38 protein-coding genes are annotated in these 22,520 nt (G+C 41.6%); all 38 read right to left on the bottom strand.

The genetic code is table 11. The features are described from left to right. Window positions 1-188: 188 nt before the first annotated feature. The 38 genes from HMPREF1149_RS05330 to nrdD all read right to left on the bottom strand — a co-directional run bounded on the left by HMPREF1149_RS05330 (window position 189) and on the right by nrdD (window position 22,409). Window positions 189-881 (bottom strand): histidine phosphatase family protein, encoded by a 693-nt coding sequence (locus HMPREF1149_RS05330; RefSeq protein WP_000049294.1) that lies wholly within the window; start codon window positions 879-881, stop codon window positions 189-191. A gap of 236 nt (window positions 882-1,117) precedes the next feature. Continuing rightward, window positions 1,118-2,455, bottom strand: coding sequence for a PFL family protein (locus HMPREF1149_RS05325; protein WP_000354895.1), 1,338 nt, complete (start codon window positions 2,453-2,455; stop codon window positions 1,118-1,120). A 9-nt stretch (window positions 2,456-2,464) separates the two neighbouring features. After that, entirely contained in the window at window positions 2,465-2,731 is a 267-nt protein-coding gene (locus HMPREF1149_RS05320; protein ID WP_000644106.1) for an ACT domain-containing protein, read from the bottom strand. A 263-nt stretch (window positions 2,732-2,994) separates the two neighbouring features. Beyond that, a complete protein-coding gene (gene rplQ / locus HMPREF1149_RS05315; RefSeq protein ID WP_000331493.1) occupies window positions 2,995-3,381 on the bottom strand; it encodes a 50S ribosomal protein L17 in 387 nt (128 codons plus the stop codon). Window positions 3,382-3,392: 11 nt separating this feature from the next. Next, on the bottom strand, window positions 3,393-4,328 hold the full coding sequence (locus tag HMPREF1149_RS05310; protein ID WP_000568983.1) for a DNA-directed RNA polymerase subunit alpha: 936 nt from the start codon (window positions 4,326-4,328) through the stop codon (window positions 3,393-3,395). Window positions 4,329-4,370: 42 nt separating this feature from the next. Further along, window positions 4,371-4,754 (bottom strand): 30S ribosomal protein S11, encoded by a 384-nt coding sequence (gene rpsK, locus HMPREF1149_RS05305; RefSeq protein WP_001118385.1) that lies wholly within the window; start codon window positions 4,752-4,754, stop codon window positions 4,371-4,373. A 17-nt stretch (window positions 4,755-4,771) separates the two neighbouring features. Continuing rightward, window positions 4,772-5,137 (bottom strand): 30S ribosomal protein S13, encoded by a 366-nt coding sequence (rpsM, locus tag HMPREF1149_RS05300; protein ID WP_000090786.1) that lies wholly within the window; start codon window positions 5,135-5,137, stop codon window positions 4,772-4,774. A 17-nt stretch (window positions 5,138-5,154) separates the two neighbouring features. After that, entirely contained in the window at window positions 5,155-5,271 is a 117-nt protein-coding gene (rpmJ, locus tag HMPREF1149_RS05295; protein ID WP_001808836.1) for a 50S ribosomal protein L36, read from the bottom strand. Window positions 5,272-5,295: 24 nt separating this feature from the next. Further along, complete coding sequence (gene infA, locus HMPREF1149_RS05290; RefSeq protein ID WP_001029883.1) at window positions 5,296-5,514, bottom strand: translation initiation factor IF-1; 219 nt, start codon at window positions 5,512-5,514, stop codon at window positions 5,296-5,298. Window positions 5,515-5,630: 116 nt separating this feature from the next. Continuing rightward, window positions 5,631-6,269 carry an adenylate kinase gene (locus HMPREF1149_RS05285; protein WP_001050426.1) on the bottom strand — a complete coding sequence of 213 codons (639 nt, stop codon included), beginning with the start codon at window positions 6,267-6,269 and terminating at the stop codon, window positions 5,631-5,633. 156 nt (window positions 6,270-6,425) lie between these two features. Beyond that, entirely contained in the window at window positions 6,426-7,736 is a 1,311-nt protein-coding gene (gene secY / locus HMPREF1149_RS05280; protein ID WP_000465390.1) for a preprotein translocase subunit SecY, read from the bottom strand. Between the two features lie 12 nt (window positions 7,737-7,748). Then, window positions 7,749-8,189: a 50S ribosomal protein L15 gene (rplO, locus tag HMPREF1149_RS05275; RefSeq protein WP_000766089.1), complete on the bottom strand. Its 441-nt coding sequence runs from the start codon at window positions 8,187-8,189 to the stop codon at window positions 7,749-7,751. A gap of 143 nt (window positions 8,190-8,332) precedes the next feature. After that, the gene (rpmD, locus tag HMPREF1149_RS05270) at window positions 8,333-8,515 is read right to left on the bottom strand and encodes a 50S ribosomal protein L30 (protein ID WP_000057241.1); all 183 of its coding nucleotides are present in this window, start codon (window positions 8,513-8,515) and stop codon (window positions 8,333-8,335) included. A 13-nt stretch (window positions 8,516-8,528) separates the two neighbouring features. Next, window positions 8,529-9,023, bottom strand: coding sequence for a 30S ribosomal protein S5 (gene rpsE, locus HMPREF1149_RS05265; protein WP_000874204.1), 495 nt, complete (start codon window positions 9,021-9,023; stop codon window positions 8,529-8,531). A 17-nt stretch (window positions 9,024-9,040) separates the two neighbouring features. Further along, the gene (gene rplR, locus HMPREF1149_RS05260) at window positions 9,041-9,397 is read right to left on the bottom strand and encodes a 50S ribosomal protein L18 (protein ID WP_000624044.1); all 357 of its coding nucleotides are present in this window, start codon (window positions 9,395-9,397) and stop codon (window positions 9,041-9,043) included. Between the two features lie 83 nt (window positions 9,398-9,480). Next, window positions 9,481-10,017 (bottom strand): 50S ribosomal protein L6, encoded by a 537-nt coding sequence (rplF, locus tag HMPREF1149_RS05255; protein ID WP_000086641.1) that lies wholly within the window; start codon window positions 10,015-10,017, stop codon window positions 9,481-9,483. Between the two features lie 187 nt (window positions 10,018-10,204). Continuing rightward, complete coding sequence (gene rpsH, locus HMPREF1149_RS05250) at window positions 10,205-10,603, bottom strand: 30S ribosomal protein S8 (RefSeq protein ID WP_000245504.1); 399 nt, start codon at window positions 10,601-10,603, stop codon at window positions 10,205-10,207. A 213-nt stretch (window positions 10,604-10,816) separates the two neighbouring features. Then, the gene (locus HMPREF1149_RS05245; RefSeq protein WP_001085697.1) at window positions 10,817-11,002 is read right to left on the bottom strand and encodes a type Z 30S ribosomal protein S14; all 186 of its coding nucleotides are present in this window, start codon (window positions 11,000-11,002) and stop codon (window positions 10,817-10,819) included. Between the two features lie 17 nt (window positions 11,003-11,019). Beyond that, window positions 11,020-11,562 (bottom strand): 50S ribosomal protein L5, encoded by a 543-nt coding sequence (gene rplE, locus HMPREF1149_RS05240; RefSeq protein ID WP_000013542.1) that lies wholly within the window; start codon window positions 11,560-11,562, stop codon window positions 11,020-11,022. Window positions 11,563-11,585: 23 nt separating this feature from the next. Then, on the bottom strand, window positions 11,586-11,891 hold the full coding sequence (gene rplX, locus HMPREF1149_RS05235) for a 50S ribosomal protein L24 (protein WP_000497691.1): 306 nt from the start codon (window positions 11,889-11,891) through the stop codon (window positions 11,586-11,588). A gap of 77 nt (window positions 11,892-11,968) precedes the next feature. Then, window positions 11,969-12,337, bottom strand: a complete 369-nt coding sequence (rplN, locus tag HMPREF1149_RS05230; RefSeq protein WP_000616547.1) for a 50S ribosomal protein L14 — start codon at window positions 12,335-12,337, stop codon at window positions 11,969-11,971. 25 nt (window positions 12,338-12,362) lie between these two features. Next, window positions 12,363-12,623, bottom strand: coding sequence for a 30S ribosomal protein S17 (gene rpsQ / locus HMPREF1149_RS05225; protein WP_000440801.1), 261 nt, complete (start codon window positions 12,621-12,623; stop codon window positions 12,363-12,365). A gap of 24 nt (window positions 12,624-12,647) precedes the next feature. Beyond that, window positions 12,648-12,854: a 50S ribosomal protein L29 gene (gene rpmC, locus HMPREF1149_RS05220; RefSeq protein ID WP_000772918.1), complete on the bottom strand. Its 207-nt coding sequence runs from the start codon at window positions 12,852-12,854 to the stop codon at window positions 12,648-12,650. 9 nt (window positions 12,855-12,863) lie between these two features. Further along, a complete protein-coding gene (gene rplP, locus HMPREF1149_RS05215) occupies window positions 12,864-13,277 on the bottom strand; it encodes a 50S ribosomal protein L16 (RefSeq protein ID WP_000960947.1) in 414 nt (137 codons plus the stop codon). 3 nt (window positions 13,278-13,280) lie between these two features. Then, on the bottom strand, window positions 13,281-13,934 hold the full coding sequence (gene rpsC, locus HMPREF1149_RS05210) for a 30S ribosomal protein S3 (protein ID WP_000529936.1): 654 nt from the start codon (window positions 13,932-13,934) through the stop codon (window positions 13,281-13,283). Window positions 13,935-13,946: 12 nt separating this feature from the next. Then, window positions 13,947-14,291 carry a 50S ribosomal protein L22 gene (rplV, locus tag HMPREF1149_RS05205; protein ID WP_000818137.1) on the bottom strand — a complete coding sequence of 115 codons (345 nt, stop codon included), beginning with the start codon at window positions 14,289-14,291 and terminating at the stop codon, window positions 13,947-13,949. Between the two features lie 11 nt (window positions 14,292-14,302). Next, window positions 14,303-14,584, bottom strand: a complete 282-nt coding sequence (gene rpsS / locus HMPREF1149_RS05200) for a 30S ribosomal protein S19 (protein WP_000533766.1) — start codon at window positions 14,582-14,584, stop codon at window positions 14,303-14,305. Between the two features lie 103 nt (window positions 14,585-14,687). Continuing rightward, a complete protein-coding gene (gene rplB / locus HMPREF1149_RS05195) occupies window positions 14,688-15,521 on the bottom strand; it encodes a 50S ribosomal protein L2 (protein ID WP_000512905.1) in 834 nt (277 codons plus the stop codon). A gap of 17 nt (window positions 15,522-15,538) precedes the next feature. Next, window positions 15,539-15,835 (bottom strand): 50S ribosomal protein L23, encoded by a 297-nt coding sequence (locus HMPREF1149_RS05190; protein ID WP_001055347.1) that lies wholly within the window; start codon window positions 15,833-15,835, stop codon window positions 15,539-15,541. Then, a complete protein-coding gene (gene rplD / locus HMPREF1149_RS05185) occupies window positions 15,835-16,458 on the bottom strand; it encodes a 50S ribosomal protein L4 (RefSeq protein WP_000024550.1) in 624 nt (207 codons plus the stop codon). Before rplD ends, HMPREF1149_RS05190 begins: the two co-directional genes overlap by 1 nt. A gap of 24 nt (window positions 16,459-16,482) precedes the next feature. Further along, a complete protein-coding gene (rplC, locus tag HMPREF1149_RS05180) occupies window positions 16,483-17,109 on the bottom strand; it encodes a 50S ribosomal protein L3 (RefSeq protein WP_000160197.1) in 627 nt (208 codons plus the stop codon). Window positions 17,110-17,191: 82 nt separating this feature from the next. Then, on the bottom strand, window positions 17,192-17,500 hold the full coding sequence (rpsJ, locus tag HMPREF1149_RS05175) for a 30S ribosomal protein S10 (RefSeq protein ID WP_001284513.1): 309 nt from the start codon (window positions 17,498-17,500) through the stop codon (window positions 17,192-17,194). Between the two features lie 265 nt (window positions 17,501-17,765). Further along, window positions 17,766-18,392 carry a uridine kinase family protein gene (locus tag HMPREF1149_RS05170; RefSeq protein ID WP_000725973.1) on the bottom strand — a complete coding sequence of 209 codons (627 nt, stop codon included), beginning with the start codon at window positions 18,390-18,392 and terminating at the stop codon, window positions 17,766-17,768. Further along, the gene (gene nrdG / locus HMPREF1149_RS05165) at window positions 18,389-18,985 is read right to left on the bottom strand and encodes an anaerobic ribonucleoside-triphosphate reductase activating protein (protein WP_000220164.1); all 597 of its coding nucleotides are present in this window, start codon (window positions 18,983-18,985) and stop codon (window positions 18,389-18,391) included. Before nrdG ends, HMPREF1149_RS05170 begins: the two co-directional genes overlap by 4 nt. A gap of 4 nt (window positions 18,986-18,989) precedes the next feature. After that, window positions 18,990-19,496: a GNAT family N-acetyltransferase gene (locus HMPREF1149_RS05160; protein WP_000423438.1), complete on the bottom strand. Its 507-nt coding sequence runs from the start codon at window positions 19,494-19,496 to the stop codon at window positions 18,990-18,992. A gap of 9 nt (window positions 19,497-19,505) precedes the next feature. Continuing rightward, window positions 19,506-20,006 carry a GNAT family N-acetyltransferase gene (locus HMPREF1149_RS05155; RefSeq protein WP_000423432.1) on the bottom strand — a complete coding sequence of 167 codons (501 nt, stop codon included), beginning with the start codon at window positions 20,004-20,006 and terminating at the stop codon, window positions 19,506-19,508. A gap of 43 nt (window positions 20,007-20,049) precedes the next feature. Continuing rightward, window positions 20,050-20,190 carry a hypothetical protein gene (locus HMPREF1149_RS05150; RefSeq protein WP_000521625.1) on the bottom strand — a complete coding sequence of 47 codons (141 nt, stop codon included), beginning with the start codon at window positions 20,188-20,190 and terminating at the stop codon, window positions 20,050-20,052. An 11-nt stretch (window positions 20,191-20,201) separates the two neighbouring features. Continuing rightward, window positions 20,202-22,409 carry an anaerobic ribonucleoside-triphosphate reductase gene (gene nrdD, locus HMPREF1149_RS05145; RefSeq protein WP_000636182.1) on the bottom strand — a complete coding sequence of 736 codons (2,208 nt, stop codon included), beginning with the start codon at window positions 22,407-22,409 and terminating at the stop codon, window positions 20,202-20,204. Between the last annotated feature and the right edge of the window lie 111 nt (window positions 22,410-22,520).

Below are 22,520 nucleotides of genomic sequence, written 5' to 3'. Positions count from 1 at the left end.
ATGCAAGATTCAATCCTTTTAGTTTAATTTCATTCTGTCTATATCTCCTTTATGGTATTATTCTCCAAAATGATTCTAGCCTTCCTTTCATAACATCACATCCCCCAAAAATTTTTACTTTTTTGGAACTATTGATTTAAATCATATCCTTTAACTCAAAATTAGCTCCCACTTGGAGCTAACTTCTATCAATTTTTTATTTCTTCCATCTTCTCACGTCCGAGCTCTCGATAGCTACGGTCCCCAACAACTTCGACTGTAAATTGACCGTTCTCATATCCAAGGATCGTTACACTACCATTATCCAGACCATGCGGATGCATGCCATTGATCAGATAAACAATGGTACCAATCGTCATTCCATGGCTCACAACGAGGGCATTGCCCCCACCTTGTTCTTCCATTTCTTTGGCAATCGCTTCAAAGCCTTCCTTGATTCGACCACTGAGTTTTTCCCAACCTTCAGCCCAACCAGCTGTATCAACCTCTACTAAACCCTCAGCCAGTTCAGCATAAGACAACTGATGAACATGGTCTACATTGAAAATTCTCGGAATCAAGCCCATAAAGAGGTCCCCATCATAGGCCCCATCAAAACTACCAAAACACCACTCACGGATTCGCTTGTCCATGCGGTAAGGGATTTTCCCCTGTAGGCCAAGTTCTTCTAGGATAATTCCCATGGTTTGAATAGTGCGACCTGAATCACTGGAATAAGCGCGGTCAAACTGCAAGCCAGACTCTCTCAAGCCAATTCCCAGTTCATGGATTCCCAACTCACCTTCTTCGGTTAGAGGCGTATCACTCCATCCTTGTGCACGTCCAATCGTGTTAAACATCGTTTTCCCATGACGGACCAAGTACAATCTTACTTTAGACATTTTCTATCCTCCATTTTCTTCTATTATATCATGGATCAAAGAAATATTTGGCTTTCAAAAGCGAAGCCAACATTTGTAAATTATCCAAAAGAAAAGCTACCCTCATGGTAGCTTCCCTAGGAGATTATTATGAAAAAGTTTAGGATTTCTATTAAATAAAGTTAGGAGGTCTTTATTTAATGATTATAGTATACACCGTCATCCTTAAAATCAACTTAAATCCTCTCGCTTTTTTATTAATTTTTAAAACTATGGATTGGAGCTGGGATTTGCCCACCGCGAGAGATGAAATCAACAGACGAAGCCCCATTGACCTTCATAACAGGAGCAGTTCCCAATAGGCCACCAAACTCAATCATATCGCCTTCTTTGCCCTTTGGAATAATACGAACAGCTGTCGTTTTCATGTTAATAACACCGATTGCCGCCTCATCCGCAATCATAGCTGCAATGGTTTCAGCAGGCGTATCTTCCGGAATGGCAATCATATCCAGTCCAACTGAACAGATAGCAGTCATGGCTTCTAGTTTCTCTAAATTCAGAGAGCCATCTTGCACCGCAGCAATCATCCCCTCATCTTCAGAAACGGGGATAAAAGCACCTGACAAGCCACCGACTTGGTTACAAGCCATCACTCCGCCCTTCTTAACTTGGTCATTCAAAAGAGCGAGGGCAGCCGTTGTCCCATGCGTACCAACTGTTTCTAGGCCCATTTCCTCAAGGACACGAGCCACAGAATCACCAACTGCAGGAGTAGGTGCCAAGCTTAGGTCGACAATTCCAAAGTCAACACCAAGGCGTTCACTCGCCATTTGTCCAACCAGCTGACCGATACGAGTAATCTTGAATGCTGTTTTCTTGACTGTTTCCGCTACTACATCAAAGCTCTCTCCACGAACCTTTTCCAAGGCACGCTTGACCACACCAGGACCCGAAACCCCGACATTGATGATAACATCTGCTTCGCCAACACCATGGAAAGCCCCTGCCATAAAAGGATTGTCCTCAACAGCATTAGCAAATACGACCAACTTGGCCGCACCCATATCTGACATCGCAGCTGTTTCCTTGATGATACGTCCCATATCAGCGACCGCAGTCATGTTGATACCTGACTTGGTCGAGCCAATGTTAACAGACGAACAAACCTTGTCTGTCTCAGCTAGAGCGCGCGGGATAGAATTGATGAGAATTTCATCTCCTTTTTGGTAGCCTTTTTGTACCAAGGCAGAGAATCCACCGATAAAGTCAACACCAATCTCCTTGGCAGCCTTGTCAAGTGCCTTTGCCAAAACAACATAGTCTGTCGCATCAGTCGCAGCACCAATCAATGAAATCGGAGTCACCGATACCCGTTTATTAACAATAGGAATCCCAAGTTCTGCAGCAATTTCGTCTCCTACAGCCACTAAATTTGCAGCTTTAGTGGTAATTTTTTGGTAAATCTTTTCAGCAGCACGATTGATATCTGGATCAATACAGTCCAAAAGGGAAATCCCCATGGTGATGGTTCTGATATCGAAGTTCTGCTCCTCAATCATGGCAATGGTTTCTGTAACTTGTCTAATATCCATGATAACCTCCTAGATATTGTACATAGCATCAAAAATCGCCGCACTTTGAATATTGATTTTAACATTCAAGGTCTGACCGAAAATTTCAAACTCATTTCGAAGAGTGGTGAAATCCTGCTTTTCGTCGCTAGAAACAACTGCCATCATAGTAAAGTATTCATCTAACACCGTCTGAGAAATATCGTCAATATTCAAACCCAAGTCTGCAATCTTAGTAGACACGCCTGCAACAATCCCAGCCTTGTCCTTACCAACCACTGTAATAATAGCCTTCATCCTTATACCCCATTTCTACGATTTTTAGAAAACCTGAACGTTTTTGATTTTCTTTTTTCCTAGTATAGCATATTTCCGTAAAAAATACTAAAAAACGCCTGCTTACGAAGTTGTTCTTAAGAAAAAAACAATTTCGTAAACAAGCGTCTACCCTATCAAATGATGATGAGTGTTCCCGCTAGGACCGAAGTCCCAGCGGTAGACCAGAGCTAGACTAAGAGCACAAGACTCCATCATCATAACACTCAACAAAATTGATGATTTTATACTAATTCGATGATCGCCATTGGCGCAGCATCACCACGACGTGGTTCAGTTTTAAGGATACGAGTGTATCCACCGTTACGTTCAGCATAACGAGGTGCGATTTCTGAGAACAATTTTTGAAGTGCTGTAGTAGAAGTGTACTTATCAGTTGCTTCATCATAGTTTTCAGATGCGATTTCATTACGTACGAAAGCAGCAGCTTGACGACGTGCATGCAAATCACCACGTTTACCTAGAGTAATCATTTTTTCAACAGTTTTACGGATTTCTTTAGCACGAGCTTCAGTTGTCACGATTGATTCGTTGATCAAAAGGTCAGTTGTCAAATCGCGAAGCATTGCTTTACGTTGTGAGCTAGTGCGTCCTAGTTTACGGTAAGCCATGTATTCCTCCTTTATTTATCTTTTAATCCAAGACCCAAGTCAATGAGTTTGAGTTTCACTTCTTCCAAACTCTTGCGTCCAAGATTTCGTACTTTCATCATCTCTGCTTCAGATTTTTCTGTCAAATCATGCACAGTATTGATACCGGCACGTTTCAAACAGTTATATGAACGCACAGACAAGTCCAGTTCCTCAATCGTACGGTCCAAAATACGGTCGTCCGATTCAGTATCAGCTTCTTTCATCACTTCTGCAGATTTAGCAATCTCTGTAAGATTTGTAAACAAATCAAGATGTTCTGTCAAGATACGTGCTGAAAGCCCTAAAGCATCTTCTGGAATAATTGTTCCATTTGTCAAGATTTCAAGGGTTAATTTGTCAAAACCATCGTTACTACCTACACGAGCAGGTTCAACTTGATAGTTGACTTTTGTAACTGGTGTATAAATAGAATCTACAGCAAGTGTTCCAACTGGCGCATTATCTTTTTTGTTTTCATCAGCAGGTACATATCCACGACCACTGTTAACAGTCATTGTCGCCTTTAGAGAAGAACCTTCACCGATTGTAAAGAGATAATGATCAGGATTTACAATCTCAATATCACTGTCAGTCAAAATATCTCCAGCTGTAATTTCAGCAGGACCTTCAACGTCAAGCTCAATGATTTTTTCGTCTTCAACGTATGATTTCACTGCAATCCCTTTAATGTTCAGAATGATTTGCATCACGTCTTCACGAACACCTGGAACTGTGTCAAACTCATGTAACACACCATCAATGTTGATAGATGTCACAGCTGCCCCTGGTAGAGAAGCTAGTAGTACACGACGAAGAGAGTTACCAAGAGTTGTACCGTAGCCACGTTCAAGTGGTTCGATTACAAACTTGCCATAATCTTTATTTTCATCAATTTTTGTTATATTTGGTTTTTCAAACTCAATCATTTAGTTACTCCCTCTTAAACGAAAAGCAGTGTAATGCGATGATTATACACGGCGACGTTTTGGAGGACGAGCACCATTGTGTGGCACTGGAGTCACATCACGAATTGCTGTTACTTCAAGACCAGCGGCAGCAAGCGCACGAATAGCTGACTCACGACCAGAACCTGGACCTTTTACAGTAACTTCAACTGATTTAAGACCGTGTTCTTGTGCAGATTTAGCAGCAGCTTCAGAAGCCATTTGAGCAGCGAATGGTGTAGATTTACGAGAACCTTTGAAACCAAGAGCACCAGCTGATGACCAAGCAATTGCATTACCATGCACATCAGTAATCATAACAATAGTGTTATTAAATGTAGCGTGAATATGAGCAATACCAGATTCGATATTCTTTTTCACACGACGTTTACGTGTTGGTTTAGCCAAGACTTTTACCTCCTATATTATTTTTTCTTACCAGCAATCGCAACAGCTTTACCTTTACGAGTGCGAGCGTTATTTTTAGTGTTTTGTCCACGGACAGGAAGTCCACGACGGTGACGAATACCACGGTATGAACCGATTTCCATCAAACGTTTAATGTTCAAGTTTACTTCACGACGAAGGTCACCTTCAACTTTGATTGCATCCACTTCACGACGGATAGCATCTTCTTGATCTGATGTAAGGTCACGTACACGAACATCTTCTGAGATTCCAGCAGCAGCCAAAATTTTCTTAGATGTTGAAAGTCCGATACCATAAACGTAAGTCAATGAGATTACTACGCGTTTGTCATTTGGAATGTCAACTCCAGCAATACGAGCCATGTTTTCTCCTTTCTATCTTATCCTTGACGTTGTTTGTGTTTTGGATTTGCTGGGCAAATTACCATAACACGACCATTACGACGAATTACTTTACAGTATTCGCAAATTGGTTTGACCGATGGTCTTACTTTCATTTCTTATCCCTCCAAGTTTTTCGATTATTTAAAGCGGTAAGTGATACGTCCACGTGTCAAGTCATATGGACTCATCTCGACAGTAACACGATCTCCCGCTAAAATACGAATATAGTTTTTACGAATTTTACCAGAAACTGTTGCTAAAATCTGATGTCCATTTTCAAGTTCAACCGTAAACATTGCGTTCGGCATTGTATCGACTACTTTGCCTTCAACTTCAATCACATCGTCTTTTGCCACGCAAAAGCACCTCCATAAATTTCGATTCGATGCCTCAAGACACAGAGGCAACAATTATAAGTCAGACTATCTCAGTATAACATTTGTCGCGATTTTTTGCAAGTATGAAAAACGCTTTATTTCAAATTTGTCAATACTTTTTCGATGTCTTTGAACACATCATTGATATCTTGATTTCCTTCGATATCATGAACTAAACCTTTAGCACGATAGTGAGCAATGATTGGTTCACCTTGTGCAATATTGACATCCAAACGACGCTTCACTGTCTCAGGTTTATCATCTTCGCGTTGGTAGTAATCCTCTTCCTTGTAGTCAACTGGTGGATTGAAAACTTTGTGGAAAGTTTCACCTGTTTTGCGGTGAATGATACGGCCACTCAAGCGTTCCAAGAGACAGTCTGGATTCACTTCGATGTTGATTACTCCTTCAAGTTCAATACCAAGTTCAGCCAATGTTTCATCCAAGGCATGAGCTTGTTCAATCGTACGTGGGTAACCATCTAACAAGAAACCTGTTTCTTTGATATCGTCCTGTGAAAGGCGTTCTTTAACAATACCATTTGTAACTTCGTCTGGGACCAACTCACCTTTGTCAATATATGACTTTGCGAGTACACCCATTTCAGTTTGATTAGCCATTGCAGCACGGAACATATCGCCTGTTGAGATATGTGCAACATGGAATTTCTCCACAATTTTAGCTGCTTGCGTTCCCTTACCTGCTCCAGGTAAGCCCATAATCAAAAGATTCATGATAGGATCTCCTTATTTTGTATTTAAATAGAAGCAGAAATCTATTTCAACCCCTATTTAAAAACAAAATAGAAGAGAGGAGATAAAAATCTGACAAAGTCTTCGATTTTTACACTCCACTCTCTGAGCAATAGTCAATTTTATTTCCTATTACAACTATTCTGTTGTGTCTAAGAAACCAACATACTTACGTTTCAATAGATACCCTTCCAATTGCTTAATTCCTTCAATACCTGTCGAGATAATGATTAGTAGACTTGTTCCCCCAAAAGCAACAACTTCTGAAAGGCCAAATACATCTTTAGCTACGATAGGTAAGATAGAAATAACACCTAGGAAGAGAGAGCCGACAGTAGCAAGACGACGAAGAAGTTTCGACATGTATTCTTCTGTCCCTTTACCAGGACGGACCCCATGAATGTAGGCTCCACTCTTTTGCAAGTTTTCTGCTGCCTTCTCTGGATTGATCTGTACAAACGTATAGAAGAATGTAAAGAGAATGATCAACAAGGCATACATAGCAACTCCTGTTGGAGATGTTGTAGATAACATTTCCTGTGCTGTACGTACCCAAGCCCAATCATGACCTGTTGCACTCAAAAATTGAAGGATAGCTGCAGGTGCTGCTGTAATGGAACTTGCAAAGATAACTGGGATAACCCCTGCTGGGTTTACCTTCAAAGGGAGGTATGAACTTGATGGAGCTCCTTGAGCAACTTTTGTATATTGGATTGGGATTTTATATTCTGCCTGTTGAACATATGTTGTAAAGTAAACAATCAACAAGACAGCGATAATCAAAATAACAACAAAAATAATAGATGAAGTCAATCGGCTACTTGGGATATTGACAAAGTAGTCAACATAGATACCCTTAATCATCTCAGGAATTGAAGCGACAATACCTGCAAAGATGATCATGGAAACACCGTTACCATATCCTTTATCTGTAATTTGTTCCCCAAGCCAAGTTACAATCATACTACCTGCTGTTAGGATGATCCCAATGGTAACAAAAACTTGTGGAGTTAAATCTGTCGTTAATAATTTCGCTCCAGATAGAGTATTAAACCCTGCTGTAATCCCGATAGATTGAACAAATGCAAGTACCAGTGCAATATAACGAGTAGCCTGGTTTAGTTTTCTCCGTCCTACTTCCCCTTGTTTGCCCCATTCTACAAACTTCGGTAAAATATCCATTTGTAGCAATTGAACAACGATAGAAGCAGTGATGTACGGACTTACACCAAGTGCAAAAACGGAGAAGTTCTTCATGGCATTCCCTGAAACAAGACTAAGCATGTTTAAGAAAGATAAACCACTGAGAGCTTCTAAACTTTTTGCATTCACCCCTGGAACAGTAATACTTGTCCCAATACGGAAAACAAGAATGATAAAAATTGTAAAGAGAATTTTTGATCGAACTTGTTTAACCTTGAGAGCTTCTTTTAATAATTTAAAAAACATGGGTCACCTCTCTTAGATGACTTCTACAGAACCACCTTTAGCAGTGATAGCTTCCTCAGCTGATTTAGAGAATTTAGCTGCTTTAACAGTCAATTTCTTAGTCAATTCACCATTACCAAGAATTTTAACGCCTGATTTTTCAGCTTTCACAATTCCTGCTTCGATAAGCACAACTGGAGTCACTTCAGCACCATCTTCAAAGACGTTCAATTGGTCAAGGTTTACAATTGCGTATTCTTTAGCGTTGATGTTAGTGAATCCACGTTTTGGAAGACGACGGAACAATGGAGTTTGTCCACCTTCAAAACCAAGGCGAACTCCGCCACCGCTACGAGCTTTTTGACCTTTTTGACCGCGACCAGATGTTTTACCGTTACCTGATGAAGTACCACGACCAACACGGTTACGTACTTTACGAGAACCTTCTGCAGGTTTCAATTCATGAAGTTTCATTATTATTTTCTCCTCTTTTGTAAAATGCTAGCGCCGATAAGAGAGAAAAGGTTGTCTCCCTTATCAACTCGCCTATACGACGTCATCACAGATGACTATATCTAGTTTTAGGGGATGAGTATTGCCACATCCCCTAAAAATCATTAGTTTACTTCTTCAACTGTTACCAAGTGAGATACTGCAGTGATCATACCACGGATAGCAGCATTGTCTTCTTTAATAACAGAGCTGTTCAATTTGCCAAGTCCAAGTGCTACAACAGTTTTACGTTGTGATGGAATGCGTCCGATTGGAGACTTAGTCAAAGTAATTTTAATTTGAGCCATTTTATCCCCTTTCTTATGCCAAATCAGAAACTGAAATACCACGAAGGGCAGCAACTTCTTCAGCGCGTTTCAATTGTTTCAAACCTTCAACAGTTGCGCGAACAATGTTGATTGGAGTGTTAGAACCAAGTGATTTAGATGTAATATCTGCCACACCTGCCAATTCCACAACGGCACGAACCGCACCACCAGCGGCAACTCCAGAACCTTCTACAGCAGGTTTCAACAATACTTTAGCTCCACCGAATTCTGAGAGAACTTCGTGTGGGATTGTTGTTCCAACCATAGGAACTTCAATCAAGTTTTTCTTAGCATCTTCTACTGCTTTGCGGATTGCTTCTGGAACTTCTTGAGCTTTACCAGTACCAAATCCTACACGACCGTTGTGGTCACCGACAACAACAAGAGCTGCGAAACGAAGACGACGTCCACCTTTAACAACTTTTGTAACACGGTTGACAGCAACTACGCGTTCTTCTAATTCAACTGCATTGTCTTTAAATGCCATTTTCTAGTGTCCTCCTATTAGAATTTCAATCCGTTTTCACGAGCTGCATCAGCCAAAGCTTTCACACGTCCGTGATATAGATATCCACCGCGGTCGAACACCACTTCTGAAATACCTTTAGCGTTTGCACGTTCTGCAACGAGTTTACCGACAGCAACGGCTTGTTCAGTTTTAGTTCCTTTTGAAACTTCTTTGTCAAGAGTTGAAGCACTTGCGAGCGTTACACCCGCTACGTCATCAATCACTTGAGCGTAGATGCCTGTATTAGAACGGAATACGTTCAAACGTGGGCGATCAGCAGTTCCAGAGAGTTTTCCGCGAACGCGACGGTGGCGTTTTTGACGGAGTTTGTTTTTATCTGGTTTAGAAATCACAGTTTTCACCTCTTTAGTTTTAAATCGCGTGCTATGCACAAAGTTGGAAAATAGGTTGATGGTTGAAAATCAACCACTCAACATTATTTACCTGTTTTACCTTCTTTAAGACGAACGTACTCTCCAACGTAACGAATACCTTTACCTTTGTAAGGTTCTGGTGAACGAAGGCTACGTACGTAAGCGGCTGTTTGACCAACTACTTCTTTTGAAATTCCGCTAACAACGATTGTTGTTGGGTTTGGAAGTTCAAAAGTAATTCCTTCTGGAGCTTCAACTTCGTCTGGATGAGATTTACCAACAGCCAAAACAAGTTTTTTACCTTGAAGTTGTGCACGGTAACCAACCCCGCGCATTTCAAGTTCTTTCTTGAATCCTTCTGATACACCAATTACCATGTTGTTCAAAAGGGCACGAGTAGTTCCGTGGATTGTTTTCATTTCTTTTGAATCGTTTGGACGGTGAAGAGTTACTTCAGTACCTTCCACGCGAATTTCAATATCTTTTGAGAACTTACGAGTAAGTTCTCCTTTAGGTCCTTTTACAGTTACTACGTTGTCATTGTTAGTGACTTCAACACCAGCAGGCAACACGATAACTTTATTACCAATACGTGACATGTTTATTTTCTCCTGTTAAATTGTCAGGCCTTGACGGCCAGTTTTCACGGGGTTAAATCGATTTCTCAATTTGAAGGAACATTTAGGTTTCAATTTCAAAGTGAATCTAGGCATCGTCTCGCAGGCATAACTTTGGGTTAGGCAAGAGACGATAACGAAGAGTCACAAAGAAATTGGGAGCTAAATATTACCAAACGTAAGCGATAACTTCTCCACCAACGTTCTTTTGACGAGCTTCTTTATCAGTAAGCAAACCTTCAGAAGTTGAAAGGATAGCAATTCCAAGTCCGTTAAGAACTTTTGGAAGATCTTCACGTTTTTTGTAGACACGAAGTCCTGGTTTAGAAACACGTTTCAAGTTAGTGATAACTTTTTCACCGTTTGGTCCGTATTTAAGGAATACACGGATGATGCCTTGTTTGTCATCTTCGATGATTTCAACGTTTTTTACAAAACCTTCGCGTTTAAGGATTTCAGCAATCCCTTTTTTGATGTTTGATGCAGGTACTTCAAGTACTTCGTGTTTCGCTTGGTTAGCGTTACGAATACGAGTTAGGAAGTCTGCGATTGGGTCAGTCATAACCATTTTGTTTTTCTCCTCTTACTAGTAGTTTGCAAGTTGCACTTGCTAGTTAATGATTGAGCTGGGCTCAGATAGTATTGACACATTCAAATGAGAGAACTCTTATTTGAACACGAGCTACAACCTGTGCAAAAAAGATAAATTTGTTTTGGAGCATCGCTCCCTCACCAAATTTCCTATTTTCGCTGTGGTTGTTACGCTCTTTGTATCATGATATTACCAAGATGCTTTTGTTACACCAGGGATTTGTCCTTTGTAAGCTAATTCACGGAAGCAAACACGGCAAAGTTTAAATTTGCGGTAAACTGAATGCGGACGACCACATTTTTCACAACGAGTATAAGCTTGAGTAGAGAACTTCGCTGGACGTTTGTTCTTAGCAATCATTGATTTTTTAGCCATTAGATTTACCTCCTATATTATTTTGCAAAAGGCATTCCAAGGCCTGTAAGCAATGCACGTGACTCTTCGTCAGTGTTAGCAGTTGTTACGATAACGATGTCAAGACCACGAGTTTTGTCAACGTCATCAAAGTTGATTTCTGGGAAGATCAATTGTTCTTTCACACCAAGTGTGTAGTTTCCGCGTCCATCAAATGATTTTGTTGGAACACCGTGGAAGTCACGCACACGTGGAAGTGAAACTGAAACCAATTTATCCAAGAATTCGTACATACGTTCACCACGAAGGGTAACTTTTGCACCGATCGCTACACCTTCACGAAGACGGAAGCCGGCGATTGATTTTTTAGCTTTAGTGATAAGTGGTTTTTGACCTGAGATAAGCGCCAATTCTTCAGCAGCTTTTTCAAGGCTTTTAGCGTTTGATACAGCTTCACCAACACCCATGTTCAAAACGATCTTATCTACTTTAGGCACAGCCATCACTGATGAGTAGTTGAATTGTTCAGTCAAAGCAGGAACTACTTCATTAAGATATTTTTCTTTTAAACGATTTGCCATTATACTTCTCCTTTCCTTCGTGATTAATCAAGCACTTCGCCTGATTTTTTGTTGTAGCGAACTTTTTTACCGTCTACAAATTTGTAACCAACACGACCAGCTACACCATTTTTGTCCAATACTTGAACGTTTGATACGTGGATAGCTGCTTCTTTCTCGATGATACCACCTTGAGGAAGCTCGTTAGTTGGACGTTGGTGTTTCTTAACGATGTTAACACCTTCAACGATAACTTTGTTTACTTTTGGAAGGGCAGTAAGGACAACAGCTTCTGTTCCCTTATCTTTACCAGCGATTACGCGAACTTTGTCGCCTTTTTTTACAAACATTAGGTTTCTCCTTAATTTTTCTTACGCCCACAAGGGCACCCTAGCTTCAAGCTAGGGGACTAGTTTGTTTCTAAAAATTAAAGTACTTCTGGAGCAAGTGACACGATCTTCATGAAGCCACCTTCACGCAATTCACGTGCAACTGGGCCAAAGATACGTGTTCCGCGAGGAGTTTTGTCATCACGGATGATAACAGCTGCATTTTCGTCAAACTTGATGTATGAACCATCAGCGCGACGAGCACCTGATTTAGTACGAACGATAACAGCTTTTACAACGTCACCTTTTTTAACCGCACCACCAGGAGTAGCTTGTTTTACAGATGCCACAATGACATCACCGATGTTCGCAAATTTACGTTTAGAACCACCAAGAACTTTGATAGTCAAGATTTCGCGTGCACCGCTGTTGTCTGCGACTTTCAAACGAGTTTCTGTTTGAATCATTTCAGTTTTCTCCTTTCAGGCTTGATTAGATGATAACCGCTTCTTCAACAACTTCTACAAGACGGAAACGTTTTGTAGCTGAAAGCGGGCGAGTTTCCATGATACGTACGATATCGCCTTCTTTGGCAACATTGTTTTCATCATGTGCTTTGTATTTTTTAGAGTAGTTAATACGTTTACCATAGACTGGGTGGTTACGTTTTGTTTCAACTACAACTGTGATTGTCTTGTCCATTTTGTCAGATACAACACGTCCAACAAGAACTTTACGATTATTGCGTTCCATTGAAATTTCTCCTTCCCTAGTCTATTATTTCGCTTCAGATTGAACTGTTTTGATACGAGCGATTTGTTTTTTAACTTCTTTCAAGCGAGCTGTTTGTTCCAATTGACCAGTAGCAGCTTGGAAACGAAGTTCAAACAATTCTTTTTTCAATTCGTTTTCGCGCTTCGCGAGTTCTTCTTGAGAAAGACCACGAAGTTCTTTAACAAATTCTTTTACTTCATTAAGTTTCATGCCTTCTCCTTATTCTGCTTCACGTTTTACGAATTTAGTTTTAACTGGCAATTTGTGGCTAGCAAGACGAAGCGCTTCACGTGCAATCTCTTCAGATACACCAGCGATTTCGAACATCACTTTACCACGTTTAACTGGTGCTACCCAACCTTCAGGTGCCCCTTTACCAGATCCCATACGCACACCGATAGCTTTAGCAGTGTATGATTTGTGTGGGAAGATTTTAATCCAAACTTTACCACCACGTTTCATGTAACGAGTCATGGCAATACGAGCAGCTTCGATTTGGCGGTTAGTGATCCAGTGGCTAGTTGTAGCTTGAAGACCGTATTCACCGAATGCTACTTCTTTTCCACCTTTTGCTTCACCGCGCATTTTTCCACGGAATTCACGACGGTGTTTAACACGTTTAGGTACTAACATTGGTTATTTACCTCCTTTAGTGTTTTTACGAGCTGGAAGAACTTCACCACGGTAGATCCATACTTTAACACCAAGTTTACCGTATGTAGTATCTGCTTCTTCCCAAGCGTAATCGATATCTGCACGAAGTGTGTGGAGTGGAACAGTTCCTTCTGAGTATCCTTCAGCACGGGCAATATCTGCACCGTTCAAACGACCTGATACTTGAGTTTTGATTCCTTTAGCTCCAGCACGCATTGCGCGTTGGATTGCTTGTTTTTGTGCACGACGGAAAGCAACACGTTGCTCCAATTGACGAGCAATTCCTTCACCTACAAGGTGAGCATCCAAATCAGGTTGTTTGATTTCGATGATGTTGATGTGTACTTGTTTTCCAGTCAATTTGTTAAGTTTTGCACGGAGTGCATCAACGTTAGCGCCACCTTTACCGATAACCATACCTGGTTTAGCAGTGTGAAGTGAAACGTTAACTTTGTTCACTGCGCGCTCAATTTCGATAGTTGAAACTGCTGCGTCAGCAAGTTCTTTTTGAACGAATTTACGGATTGCAAGATCTTCATGAAGGTAATCCGCGTATTCTTTTTCAGCATACCATTTGGCATCCCAATCACGGATGATGCCGACACGCATACCAATTGGATGTACTTTTTGACCCACGATGTTACCTCCTTATTTTTCTGCAACAGCTACAGTGATGTGAGCTGTTCGTTTGTTGATTGGTGAAGCTGAACCTTTCGCACGTGGACGGAAACGTTTCATAGTTGGTCCTTCGTTTGCGAATGCTTCAGATACTACCAAGTTAGCTTTGTCCAAACCAAAGTTGTTTTCAGCGTTAGCTACAGCTGAGTTCAAAACTTTCAAGATGATTTCAGCAGCTTTGTTTGGAGTGAATGTCAAGATTGCAATAGCGTCGGCTACGCTTTTACCACGAATATTGTCAAGAACAAGACGTGATTTACGAGGTGAAACACGTACTGTACGAGCCATTGCTTTAGCTGAAGTAATTTCTGCCATTTATGTTCTCCTTATTTTCTACGTGTTTTCTTGTCGTCTGCAGCGTGACCTTTGTAAGTACGAGTTGGTGCAAATTCACCAAGTTTGTGACCTACCATGTCTTCTTGGATGTAAACAGGTACGTGTTTACGTCCATCATAAACTGCAATAGTGTAACCAATGAAACTTGGGAAGATCGTTGAACGACGTGACCAAGTTTTGATAACTTTTTTCTTTTCGTCATTAGCTTGAGCTTCAACTTTTTTCATCAAATGCTCATCGACGAAAGGTCCTTTTTTAAGACTGCGTCCCATTTTTATGTTTTCTCCTTTAAATATTGTACCACAGCGGCTTGCGCTCACATGGAGCGCTACCGAGCTGGCGGATTCCCTAGTTGCTTAAGCGACTAGTTTACTATTATTTCTCGTTGCGACGACGAACGATAAGTTTGTCAGATTTCGCTTTCTTGTTACGAGTTTTAAGACCAAGAGCAGGTTTGCCCCATGGAGTAGATGGCGCTTTACGACCAACTGGTGCTTTACCTTCACCACCACCGTGTGGGTGATCGTTAGGGTTCATTACAGAACCACGAACTGTTGGGCGGATACCTTTCCAACGGCTACGCCCTGCTTTACCAAGGTTCACAAGTCCATGTTGTTCGTTTCCGACAACACCAACTGTAGCACGACAAGTTCCAAGAATCATACGAACTTCACCTGATTGAAGACGAACAAGAACGTATTTACCTTCTTGACCCAATACTTGAGCAGAAGCTCCAGCTGCACGAACCAATTCTCCACCACGACCTGGTTTCAATTCGATGTTGTGGATCAAAGTACCAACTGGGATGTTAGCAAGTGGAAGAGCATTTCCGACTTTGATATCTGCTTCTGGACCTGAAACGATACGTTGACCAACTTCAAGACCTTTTGGAGCGATGATATATGCTTTCACACCGTCAGTGTAGTGTACAAGAGCGATGTTTGCGGAACGGTTTGGATCGTACTCGATAGTTTTAACAACTGCTTCAACGTTGTCTTTGTTACGTTTGAAGTCAACCAAACGGTAGAAACGTTTGTGTCCACCACCTTGGTGACGAACAGTGATACGACCGTTGTTGTTACGACCAGCCTTGTTCTTCAAAGCAACAAGCAATGATTTTTCAGGAGTGCTTGTTGTGATTTCAGCGAAATCCAAAGAAGTCATATTACGGCGACCGTTTGTTGTTGGTTTATAAACACGAATTCCCACGATATTTCCTCCTTAGATTATTCAGCTTCAGCAGCAAACAACTCGATTGCTTTTGAATCAGCTGTAAGAGTGATGATAGCTTTTTTAGTTTTGTTAGTAAAACCAGTGTAACGTCCAACACGTTTAGCTTTAGGTTTTACGTTGATTGTGTTGACATTTGCAACTTTAACACCTTCAAAAGCAGCTTCAACAGCTTGCTTAATCAAAAGTTTGTGTGCACGAGTGTCAACTTCAAATACATACTTTCCTGCTTCAAGTTGAGCCATTGAGCTTTCAGTGATAACAGGTTTTTTGATAACATCATACAAATTCATTATGCAAGAACCTCCTCGATTTTAGAGATAGCTGCTTGAGTAACAAGAAGTTTGTCACTATTTGCGATGTCAAGAACACTTGCAGTTGTAGCAGTCGCAACTTTCACGTTTGGAAGGTTACGAGCTGAAAGAGCTGCGAATTCGTTTCCTTCTTCAAGAATAACAAGGACTTTAGAATCGATGCTCAAAGCTGCAAGAACTTTTGCAAATTCAGCAGTTTTTGGAGCTGTAAATTCAAGAGAATCAACGGCTACAAATTTGTTTTCAGCAACTTTTTCTGAGTAAACAGATTTAAGCGCAAGGCGACGAACTTTTTGAGGAAGTTTGTACGCATAGCTACGTGGAGTTGGTCCGAAGACAGTTCCACCACCACGCCATTGTGGAGAGCGGATAGAACCTTGACGAGCACGTCCAGTTCCTTTTTGACGCCATGGTTTGCGTCCGCCACCTGAAACAGCTGAGCGATTTTTAACTGCGTGAGTTCCTTGACGAAGACTAGCACGTTGGCTGATGATCACATCAAACACAACAGATTGGTTTGGTTCAATACCAAAGATTGCATCGTTAAGAACAACTTCGCCAGCTTGTTTACCAGTTTGGTCGAATAATGTTACATTTGCCATTTTGACTGTATTCCCCTTTCCTTATTATTTACCAGCTTTAACTGCTGACTTGATAGTGATAAGAGATTTCTTAGCACCTGGTACGTTACCTTTGATAAGGATAACGTTCTTTTCTGGAACAACTTGTACAACTTCAAGGTTTTGAATTGTTACGCGATCGCCACCCATACGTCCTGCAAGGTTTTTACCTTTGAACACGCGGTTAGGTGCAACAGGTCCCATAGAACCTGGACGACGGTGGTAACGAGAACCGTGAGCCATTGGTCCACGTGATTGTCCATGGCGTTTGATAACACCTTGGAAACCTTTACCTTTAGAAGTACCAGTTACGTCAACAACGTCTCCAGCTGCGAATGTTTCAACTGTGATTTCAGCACCAACTTCCAAGCCTTCAACGTTTTTGAATTCACGAATGAAGCGCTTAGGAGCCGTGTTAGCTTTCGCTACATGTCCTTTAGCAGGTTTGTTGCTCAATACTTCGCGTTTGTCATCAAAACCAACTTGGATAGCGTTATATCCGTCTGTTTCTACAGTTTTAACTTGAAGAACAACGTTTGGAGTTGCTTCAATAACTGTTACAGGGATCAATTCGCCAGCTTCAGTGAAGATTTGAGTCATTCCCACTTTTTTCCCTAAGATTCCTTTTGTCATGAGAAAATAGTTCCTTTTCTATATTTTTTATTCAAAAAGTTTTTAACGAGCGTTTTTCATGCTCAAGGTATCAAGCTTTAGATTAAAGTTTGATTTCTACGTTTACACCACTTGGAAGATCTAATTTCATCAACGCATCAACCGTTTTTTGAGTTGGGTTAACGATATCGATCAAACGTTTGTGTGTACGCATTTCAAATTGTTCGCGAGAGTCTTTGTATTTGTGAGTCGCACGAATGATTGTGTAGAGGCTACGCTCAGTTGGAAGTGGGATTGGACCCGCAACTTGTGCACCTGTACGAGTAGCTGATTCTACGATTTTTGCAGCCGCTGTGTCAAGCGTACGGTGTTCGTAAGCTTTCAAACGGATACGGATTTTTTTGTTTGCCATCTTTTTCTCCTTTTCGTCTATTTAAGATAATAGGCTAGCTCCACAAGAAAACCGACGCGCGTTGCGTGGCAATGCAACCGAGCGTGTCGCAACCTCTTGCATCACAGCTAAAGCTGTAATTTACAGCACCATAATAGAATAACACAAAGCCCCTGCGATTGCAAGGGATTTGTGAGCTTTTTTTCGTTTTTTTAGGATGAAACTGTTTTCCTATTTCATCTTCCTATGATTACTGATTTACGTCTATAAGAATCAATCTTTTCTTCTATATAATATGCGTCATCTTGACATTGAATTTATCTTCTGATTGATCCACTAGAATGTCCGCCCTTGACTCGGTTTCTCTATAGTATTGCAGATACTGCTCTCGTCTCATCTGATGGCTAGCTAATACAAAGGAAGCATCGCGATTTCTCATAGTCGTATCTCGAGCTAAGCGCCTCTTTAATTCGGTCTCCTCATCCGTGTAGAAACAGATGGTTTTGTCAAAGAGTTCCTTGGGTAGAAAGCCCACAGACATCCCTTCAACAATCAGAATCGGCTTGGCTCCAGATAAGATTTCACTAGCCTTCCACGGTTCATCGATTGTTAAGACATCCATACCTGCCTGCAAGGCGAGAATATCTCTCTGTAAACTTGCCAGTTCATGCGCCACTGGGAGACAAGCTGTCACCTTTTGATTTGGTGCTTGCTTTGGTACTACCAGATGACGTTCTGAGGTGATATAGGGATCTGTTTCTAGTAAATTTACTGTAGTAGAATCTAAAACTTTGTACAATTCCTGTGCAAAGGTTGATTTACCTGAAGCCCCATGACCATAGATTCCTAGCGTCCTAATTCTTCCCGTTTCGATCTCTGAAACCAGTTGTTCTATCAGGTCTTTTTTCTTCATTCTCTCTTCACCTGCTCATAGCTTTCTTTTCCGTCATTAAGCTTGTCCCAAATCACCACTTGCCCACTTTTGAGAGATTTTTGCACATCAATAATCCGTTGATTGGAAGAACCTCGAAACTGGAGCATGAGATTGCGCTTGCTTTTATCATACCGTCCATCGACAAGGATGTCAATCAGCGACAAGAGTTCCAATTTGTCTGGAGTCTCCAGCATCATTTCTTCCCACGTGTAGCCCGTCCAAGACCAGATGTCTTTGTCTGGCAATTCCTTTCGAATGCGTTTAACGAGGGGCAAGAGAATGCCTGTATTAAGAAAGGGTTCCCCTCCCAGCAGGGTCAAGCCTTGAACATAAGGTTGAGCGAGATCTTCCATGATCTGTTCTTCTAACTCTGGCGTATAGGGAATGCCTGCGTTGAAAGACCAAGTCGCAACATTATAGCACCCCTCGCAGTGAAACATACAGCCTGATACATAGAGAGAGTTGCGCACACCTTCTCCATCGACAAAGTTAAAGGCCTTATAATCAATGATCCGCCCTTTACTAAGTTCCTCGCTTTTCCATTCACCAGGTTTTGGTGTATTCCATGTCATCCTTCTACTCCAAATCTATCCAATAGCGCTGACTTCTATCGATTGTATTTTCGTAAACACCGCCAGCGGAGAGAATCGTGCGGCGGCTGGCTTCGTTGTCTTCATCGCAGGTAATCAGCACTCGTTCCAATCCTTGCTTTCGAGCCTCTGCTAGTCCTAATCTCAACTGCTCCTTCCCATATCCTTTGCCTCGTTGACTGGGACGGATAGAATAGCCAATATGACCGCCTTCCACAAATAATTTGTCATTCAAGGACAAGCGCAGGGCTAAAAATCCCAAAGGCAAGCCAGTCTCACCAAAGGATAAAAATTTGATTGCAGGAACCCAGCCTACTGGCAGGTTGGCAGCATCCTCTTGCTGCTCTACAATCTTTAAACAATCCTCATAATCCTTTGCTCGCTTCCAAGCGGAGCCCATGCCACCGTGCATATAGGATTTTGCTGCATCGAACTCCGCAATCATCTCTAATATCGCTTCTTTATCTTCCAAAGTTGGTCGTCTTAGCTCCATGCTTCCTCCTTAATCGACATCAACCCAGTAGCGCTCCGTTCCGTTTCGAACATCCTCATAGACACCACCATTAGCTAAGATAACAGCTCGGCTGGCAGGATTTTCTGTGCTACAAGTTACCAGAGCTCGTTTGATATTCTTTCCCTTAGCAACTTGTAGACCTTGTCGGAGGGATTCTTTCGCATAACCCTTACCTCTTTCAGATGGACGAATGGAGTAGCCAATATGGCCCCCATTTTCTAGTAAGTAGTCATTTAATCGGAGACGAAGGTTGAGAAAGCCAAGAGCTTGGCCTGCTACGTCAAAACTAACCAGCTGGATAGCAGGAACCCAGTTTTCAGGAATATTGAGTCCCGCTTCCGCTTGAAGATTTTCTTCTAGCCACTCTTCATAAACAAAATTGTTGGCGTTCCAAAACCCACCATCGTGGGCTGATTGAGTCTGTTCAAACTCTGCCATCATCTCTAAAACTGTTTCTTTATCTGCCAATGTTGGTCTGCGTAGTTCCATCCTTACCTCCTGCTAAGAGAAAAGCGAGAGCGGACTCTCACTTTTATTTTTTCTTGTTCTTGTTTAAAAACTGTTCTCTAAGATTGAGCAAGCGTTCTTTTTTACCTGTTCCACCTTTCGAATGTTTCTCGTGATAACGGGTCACTTGTGCACGTCCCTTATCGTCTAATTGGTATTTCCCCATTCCATTTCCTTCTAATTTGTTACTTCATGTCCGGCTGTTTTAATGGTTGAACCATTCATGTGTTTGACACGCGCAGCGATTTCCTTGTGGCGTCCATTAACCATCGGACGCGCTTGAGGATTCCCCAGATAACCACACGTACGTTTGACCACGTCTACTGTTTTAGGGTCGCTATTGCCACAGTTGGGACAAGCAAATCCTCTCTCAGTTGGTTCAAAATCCCCTTCAAAGTCACACTTATAACAATGATCAATCGGAGTATTGGTCCCTAGATACCCTACACGATCATAGGCGTAGTCCCAGACAGCTTCCAAGGCTTTTGGATTTTGTTGGAGAACTGGATACTCACAGTAGTGGATGAAACCACCTGTTGCACCTGCTTCTGGATAAGCCTTCTCAAAGTCCAATTTTTCAAACGGCGTTGGATTTTTACGAACATCATAGTGGAACGAGTTGGTGTAGTATTCCTTGTCTGTAATATCAGGAATAGAACCGAACTTTTCTGTATCCAAGCGACAGAAGCGATCTGTCAAGCTTTCAGACGGTGTTGAGTAGATAGAGAAATGATAGCCATATTGGTCAGACCACTCTTCTACCCGACGTTTCATATCGCGAATGATATCCAGCGTGAATTCCTTGGCTTCTGGATTGTGTTCCCAGCTATTTCCAAAGAAGACTGTCGCTACCTCGTACAAACCAATGTAGCCCAGCGAAACTGTCGCACGACGATTCTTAAAGAGCTGATCAACGCTCTCGTCTTTTCCAAGACGGCGTCCGAAGGCCCCGTACTGATAGAGAATGGGGGCGTTTGCTGGTGTTGCTTCCTTGGTCCGTTCAACACGGTAAACTAGAGCATCTTCTGCGATGTTCATCCGCTCGTTGAAGATTTCCCAGAACTTATTCATGTCGCCCTCAGACTCAAGGGCAATGCGAGGAAGGTTGACCGTCACAACACCTAGATTCATCCGACCTGAATTGACCTCAACACCATTTTCATCTTTCCAGCCTTGGAGGAAGGAGCGACAACCCATAGGAACCTTGAAAGAACCAGTCAGTTCGATAATCTTATCATAGGATAAGACATCTGGGTACATCCGTTTGGTTGCACACTCGAGAGCCAACTGTTTGATGTCATAGTTTGGAGTCCCTTCTTCCAAGTTAAGGCCTCTTTTAAGCGTAAAGATGAGTTTAGGGAAGATGGCTGTGCGGTGTTCTGAGCCAAGACCCTTGATACGAATGGTCAAGATAGCTTTTTGAATTTCCCGTTCAAAACGACTAGTTCCTAGACCAAAACCTAGTGAAGTAAAAGGTGTTTGTCCATTTGAAGTGAAGAGGGTGTTGATTTCATACTCAAGAGATTGCATGGCATCATAGATGTCTTTTTGAGTTTTCTTCCAAGCATAATCATCCCGTTTTTCAGGCAAGACCCACTCTTCCGCATCCTTGAGGTGCTTTTGATAATTCTTCTCTGCATAAGGTGCCAAGACTTCATCGATACGGTCAGCTGAGCAGCCCCCGTACTGGCTAGAAGCAACGTTGGCGATGATTTGTGAAATCTGAGCGGTTGCAGTTTGAATAGACTTGGGACTCTCTACCTCTGCATTACCAATTTTAAAGCCATTTTCCAACATGCCTTTAAAATCAATCAAACAGCAGTTGGTCATAGGTGTATAGGGGCTGTAGTCCAAGTCATGATAGTGGATATCCCCTTTTTGGTGAGCATTGGCTACATGCTTAGGAAGCATTTGCAATCCGATTGATTTCCCTACAATCCCTGCTGTCAAATCACGTTGAGTGTTGAAGACATCGCTGTCTTTATTGGCATTTTCATTGACAACTGCTTGATCTTTATTGAGAAGTTTATGAATGCTAAAGTTGATATCTGTCGCTTTTGAGCGCTCAAAATCCCTCTGTGTCCGATAAGTGATATACTCTTCAGCCAAGGCATATTCTTTGGCTTCGAGAAGTTCATGTTCTACGATATTCTGAATCTCATAAATCTTCACACCTTTAGGGAAACGACTGTGAATTTCGGTAACGATTCTTTCAACTAGACCATTTAGGCGTTTTTCTACTAGAGGCGTGACGTCCATAACCTTTTCCGACGCCTTGTGGAGAGCCTTGTCAATCTTGTCTACATCAAATACTACACGTCTACCATCTCGTTTTTCAACGAACAAGGTGGGAACGGTTGCAAGCTTTTCTTCTAATACAATCATATCCATGCTCTTTTCTAAAATGTTGTTCTATGAAGTATTATACCACTCTAAAAATAAAAATCAATATCTTGTGTTAAAAATCCTAAAATTTTTAAAATTCCACAAGATATT

The sequence above is a fragment of the Streptococcus sp. BS35b genome (assembly GCF_000286475.1).
Lineage (GTDB): Bacteria > Bacillota > Bacilli > Lactobacillales > Streptococcaceae > Streptococcus > Streptococcus oralis_W.
The sequence above is the reverse complement of the archived record's forward strand: the minus strand, read 5'-3'. Positions and strand labels throughout refer to the sequence as shown.

Excerpts from the sequence above, each read along its gene's own strand:
- HMPREF1149_RS05330 (WP_000049294.1), bottom strand. The coding sequence starts at position 881 with ATGTCTAAAGTAAGATTGTACTTGGTCCGTCATGGGAAAACGATGTTT.
- HMPREF1149_RS05325 (WP_000354895.1), bottom strand. The coding sequence starts at position 2,455 with ATGGATATTAGACAAGTTACAGAAACCATTGCCATGATTGAGGAGCAG.
- HMPREF1149_RS05320 (WP_000644106.1), bottom strand. The coding sequence starts at position 2,731 with ATGAAGGCTATTATTACAGTGGTTGGTAAGGACAAGGCTGGGATTGTT.
- rplQ (WP_000331493.1), bottom strand. The coding sequence starts at position 3,381 with ATGGCTTACCGTAAACTAGGACGCACTAGCTCACAACGTAAAGCAATG.
- HMPREF1149_RS05310 (WP_000568983.1), bottom strand. The coding sequence starts at position 4,328 with ATGATTGAGTTTGAAAAACCAAATATAACAAAAATTGATGAAAATAAA.
- rpsM (WP_000090786.1), bottom strand. The coding sequence starts at position 5,137 with ATGGCTCGTATTGCTGGAGTTGACATTCCAAATGACAAACGCGTAGTA.
- rpmJ (WP_001808836.1), bottom strand. The coding sequence starts at position 5,271 with ATGAAAGTAAGACCATCGGTCAAACCAATTTGCGAATACTGTAAAGTA.
- HMPREF1149_RS05285 (WP_001050426.1), bottom strand. The coding sequence starts at position 6,269 with ATGAATCTTTTGATTATGGGCTTACCTGGAGCAGGTAAGGGAACGCAA.
- secY (WP_000465390.1), bottom strand. The coding sequence starts at position 7,736 with ATGTTTTTTAAATTATTAAAAGAAGCTCTCAAGGTTAAACAAGTTCGA.
- rplO (WP_000766089.1), bottom strand. The coding sequence starts at position 8,189 with ATGAAACTTCATGAATTGAAACCTGCAGAAGGTTCTCGTAAAGTACGT.
- rpmD (WP_000057241.1), bottom strand. The coding sequence starts at position 8,515 with ATGGCTCAAATTAAAATTACTTTGACTAAGTCTCCAATCGGACGCATT.
- rpsE (WP_000874204.1), bottom strand. The coding sequence starts at position 9,023 with ATGGCATTTAAAGACAATGCAGTTGAATTAGAAGAACGCGTAGTTGCT.
- rplF (WP_000086641.1), bottom strand. The coding sequence starts at position 10,017 with ATGTCACGTATTGGTAATAAAGTTATCGTGTTGCCTGCTGGTGTTGAA.
- rpsH (WP_000245504.1), bottom strand. The coding sequence starts at position 10,603 with ATGGTTATGACTGACCCAATCGCAGACTTCCTAACTCGTATTCGTAAC.
- HMPREF1149_RS05245 (WP_001085697.1), bottom strand. The coding sequence starts at position 11,002 with ATGGCTAAAAAATCAATGATTGCTAAGAACAAACGTCCAGCGAAGTTC.
- rplE (WP_000013542.1), bottom strand. The coding sequence starts at position 11,562 with ATGGCAAATCGTTTAAAAGAAAAATATCTTAATGAAGTAGTTCCTGCT.
- rplX (WP_000497691.1), bottom strand. The coding sequence starts at position 11,891 with ATGTTTGTAAAAAAAGGCGACAAAGTTCGCGTAATCGCTGGTAAAGAT.
- rplN (WP_000616547.1), bottom strand. The coding sequence starts at position 12,337 with ATGATTCAAACAGAAACTCGTTTGAAAGTCGCAGACAACAGCGGTGCA.
- rpsQ (WP_000440801.1), bottom strand. The coding sequence starts at position 12,623 with ATGGAACGCAATAATCGTAAAGTTCTTGTTGGACGTGTTGTATCTGAC.
- rpmC (WP_000772918.1), bottom strand. The coding sequence starts at position 12,854 with ATGAAACTTAATGAAGTAAAAGAATTTGTTAAAGAACTTCGTGGTCTT.
- rplP (WP_000960947.1), bottom strand. The coding sequence starts at position 13,277 with ATGTTAGTACCTAAACGTGTTAAACACCGTCGTGAATTCCGTGGAAAA.
- rplV (WP_000818137.1), bottom strand. The coding sequence starts at position 14,291 with ATGGCAGAAATTACTTCAGCTAAAGCAATGGCTCGTACAGTACGTGTT.
- rpsS (WP_000533766.1), bottom strand. The coding sequence starts at position 14,584 with ATGGGACGCAGTCTTAAAAAAGGACCTTTCGTCGATGAGCATTTGATG.
- HMPREF1149_RS05190 (WP_001055347.1), bottom strand. The coding sequence starts at position 15,835 with ATGAATTTGTATGATGTTATCAAAAAACCTGTTATCACTGAAAGCTCA.
- rplD (WP_000024550.1), bottom strand. The coding sequence starts at position 16,458 with ATGGCAAATGTAACATTATTCGACCAAACTGGTAAACAAGCTGGCGAA.
- rplC (WP_000160197.1), bottom strand. The coding sequence starts at position 17,109 with ATGACAAAAGGAATCTTAGGGAAAAAAGTGGGAATGACTCAAATCTTC.
- rpsJ (WP_001284513.1), bottom strand. The coding sequence starts at position 17,500 with ATGGCAAACAAAAAAATCCGTATCCGTTTGAAAGCTTACGAACACCGT.
- HMPREF1149_RS05170 (WP_000725973.1), bottom strand. The coding sequence starts at position 18,392 with ATGAAGAAAAAAGACCTGATAGAACAACTGGTTTCAGAGATCGAAACG.
- nrdG (WP_000220164.1), bottom strand. The coding sequence starts at position 18,985 with ATGACATGGAATACACCAAAACCTGGTGAATGGAAAAGCGAGGAACTT.
- HMPREF1149_RS05160 (WP_000423438.1), bottom strand. The coding sequence starts at position 19,496 with ATGGAGCTAAGACGACCAACTTTGGAAGATAAAGAAGCGATATTAGAG.
- HMPREF1149_RS05155 (WP_000423432.1), bottom strand. The coding sequence starts at position 20,006 with ATGGAACTACGCAGACCAACATTGGCAGATAAAGAAACAGTTTTAGAG.
- HMPREF1149_RS05150 (WP_000521625.1), bottom strand. The coding sequence starts at position 20,190 with ATGGGGAAATACCAATTAGACGATAAGGGACGTGCACAAGTGACCCGT.
- nrdD (WP_000636182.1), bottom strand. The coding sequence starts at position 22,409 with ATGATTGTATTAGAAGAAAAGCTTGCAACCGTTCCCACCTTGTTCGTT.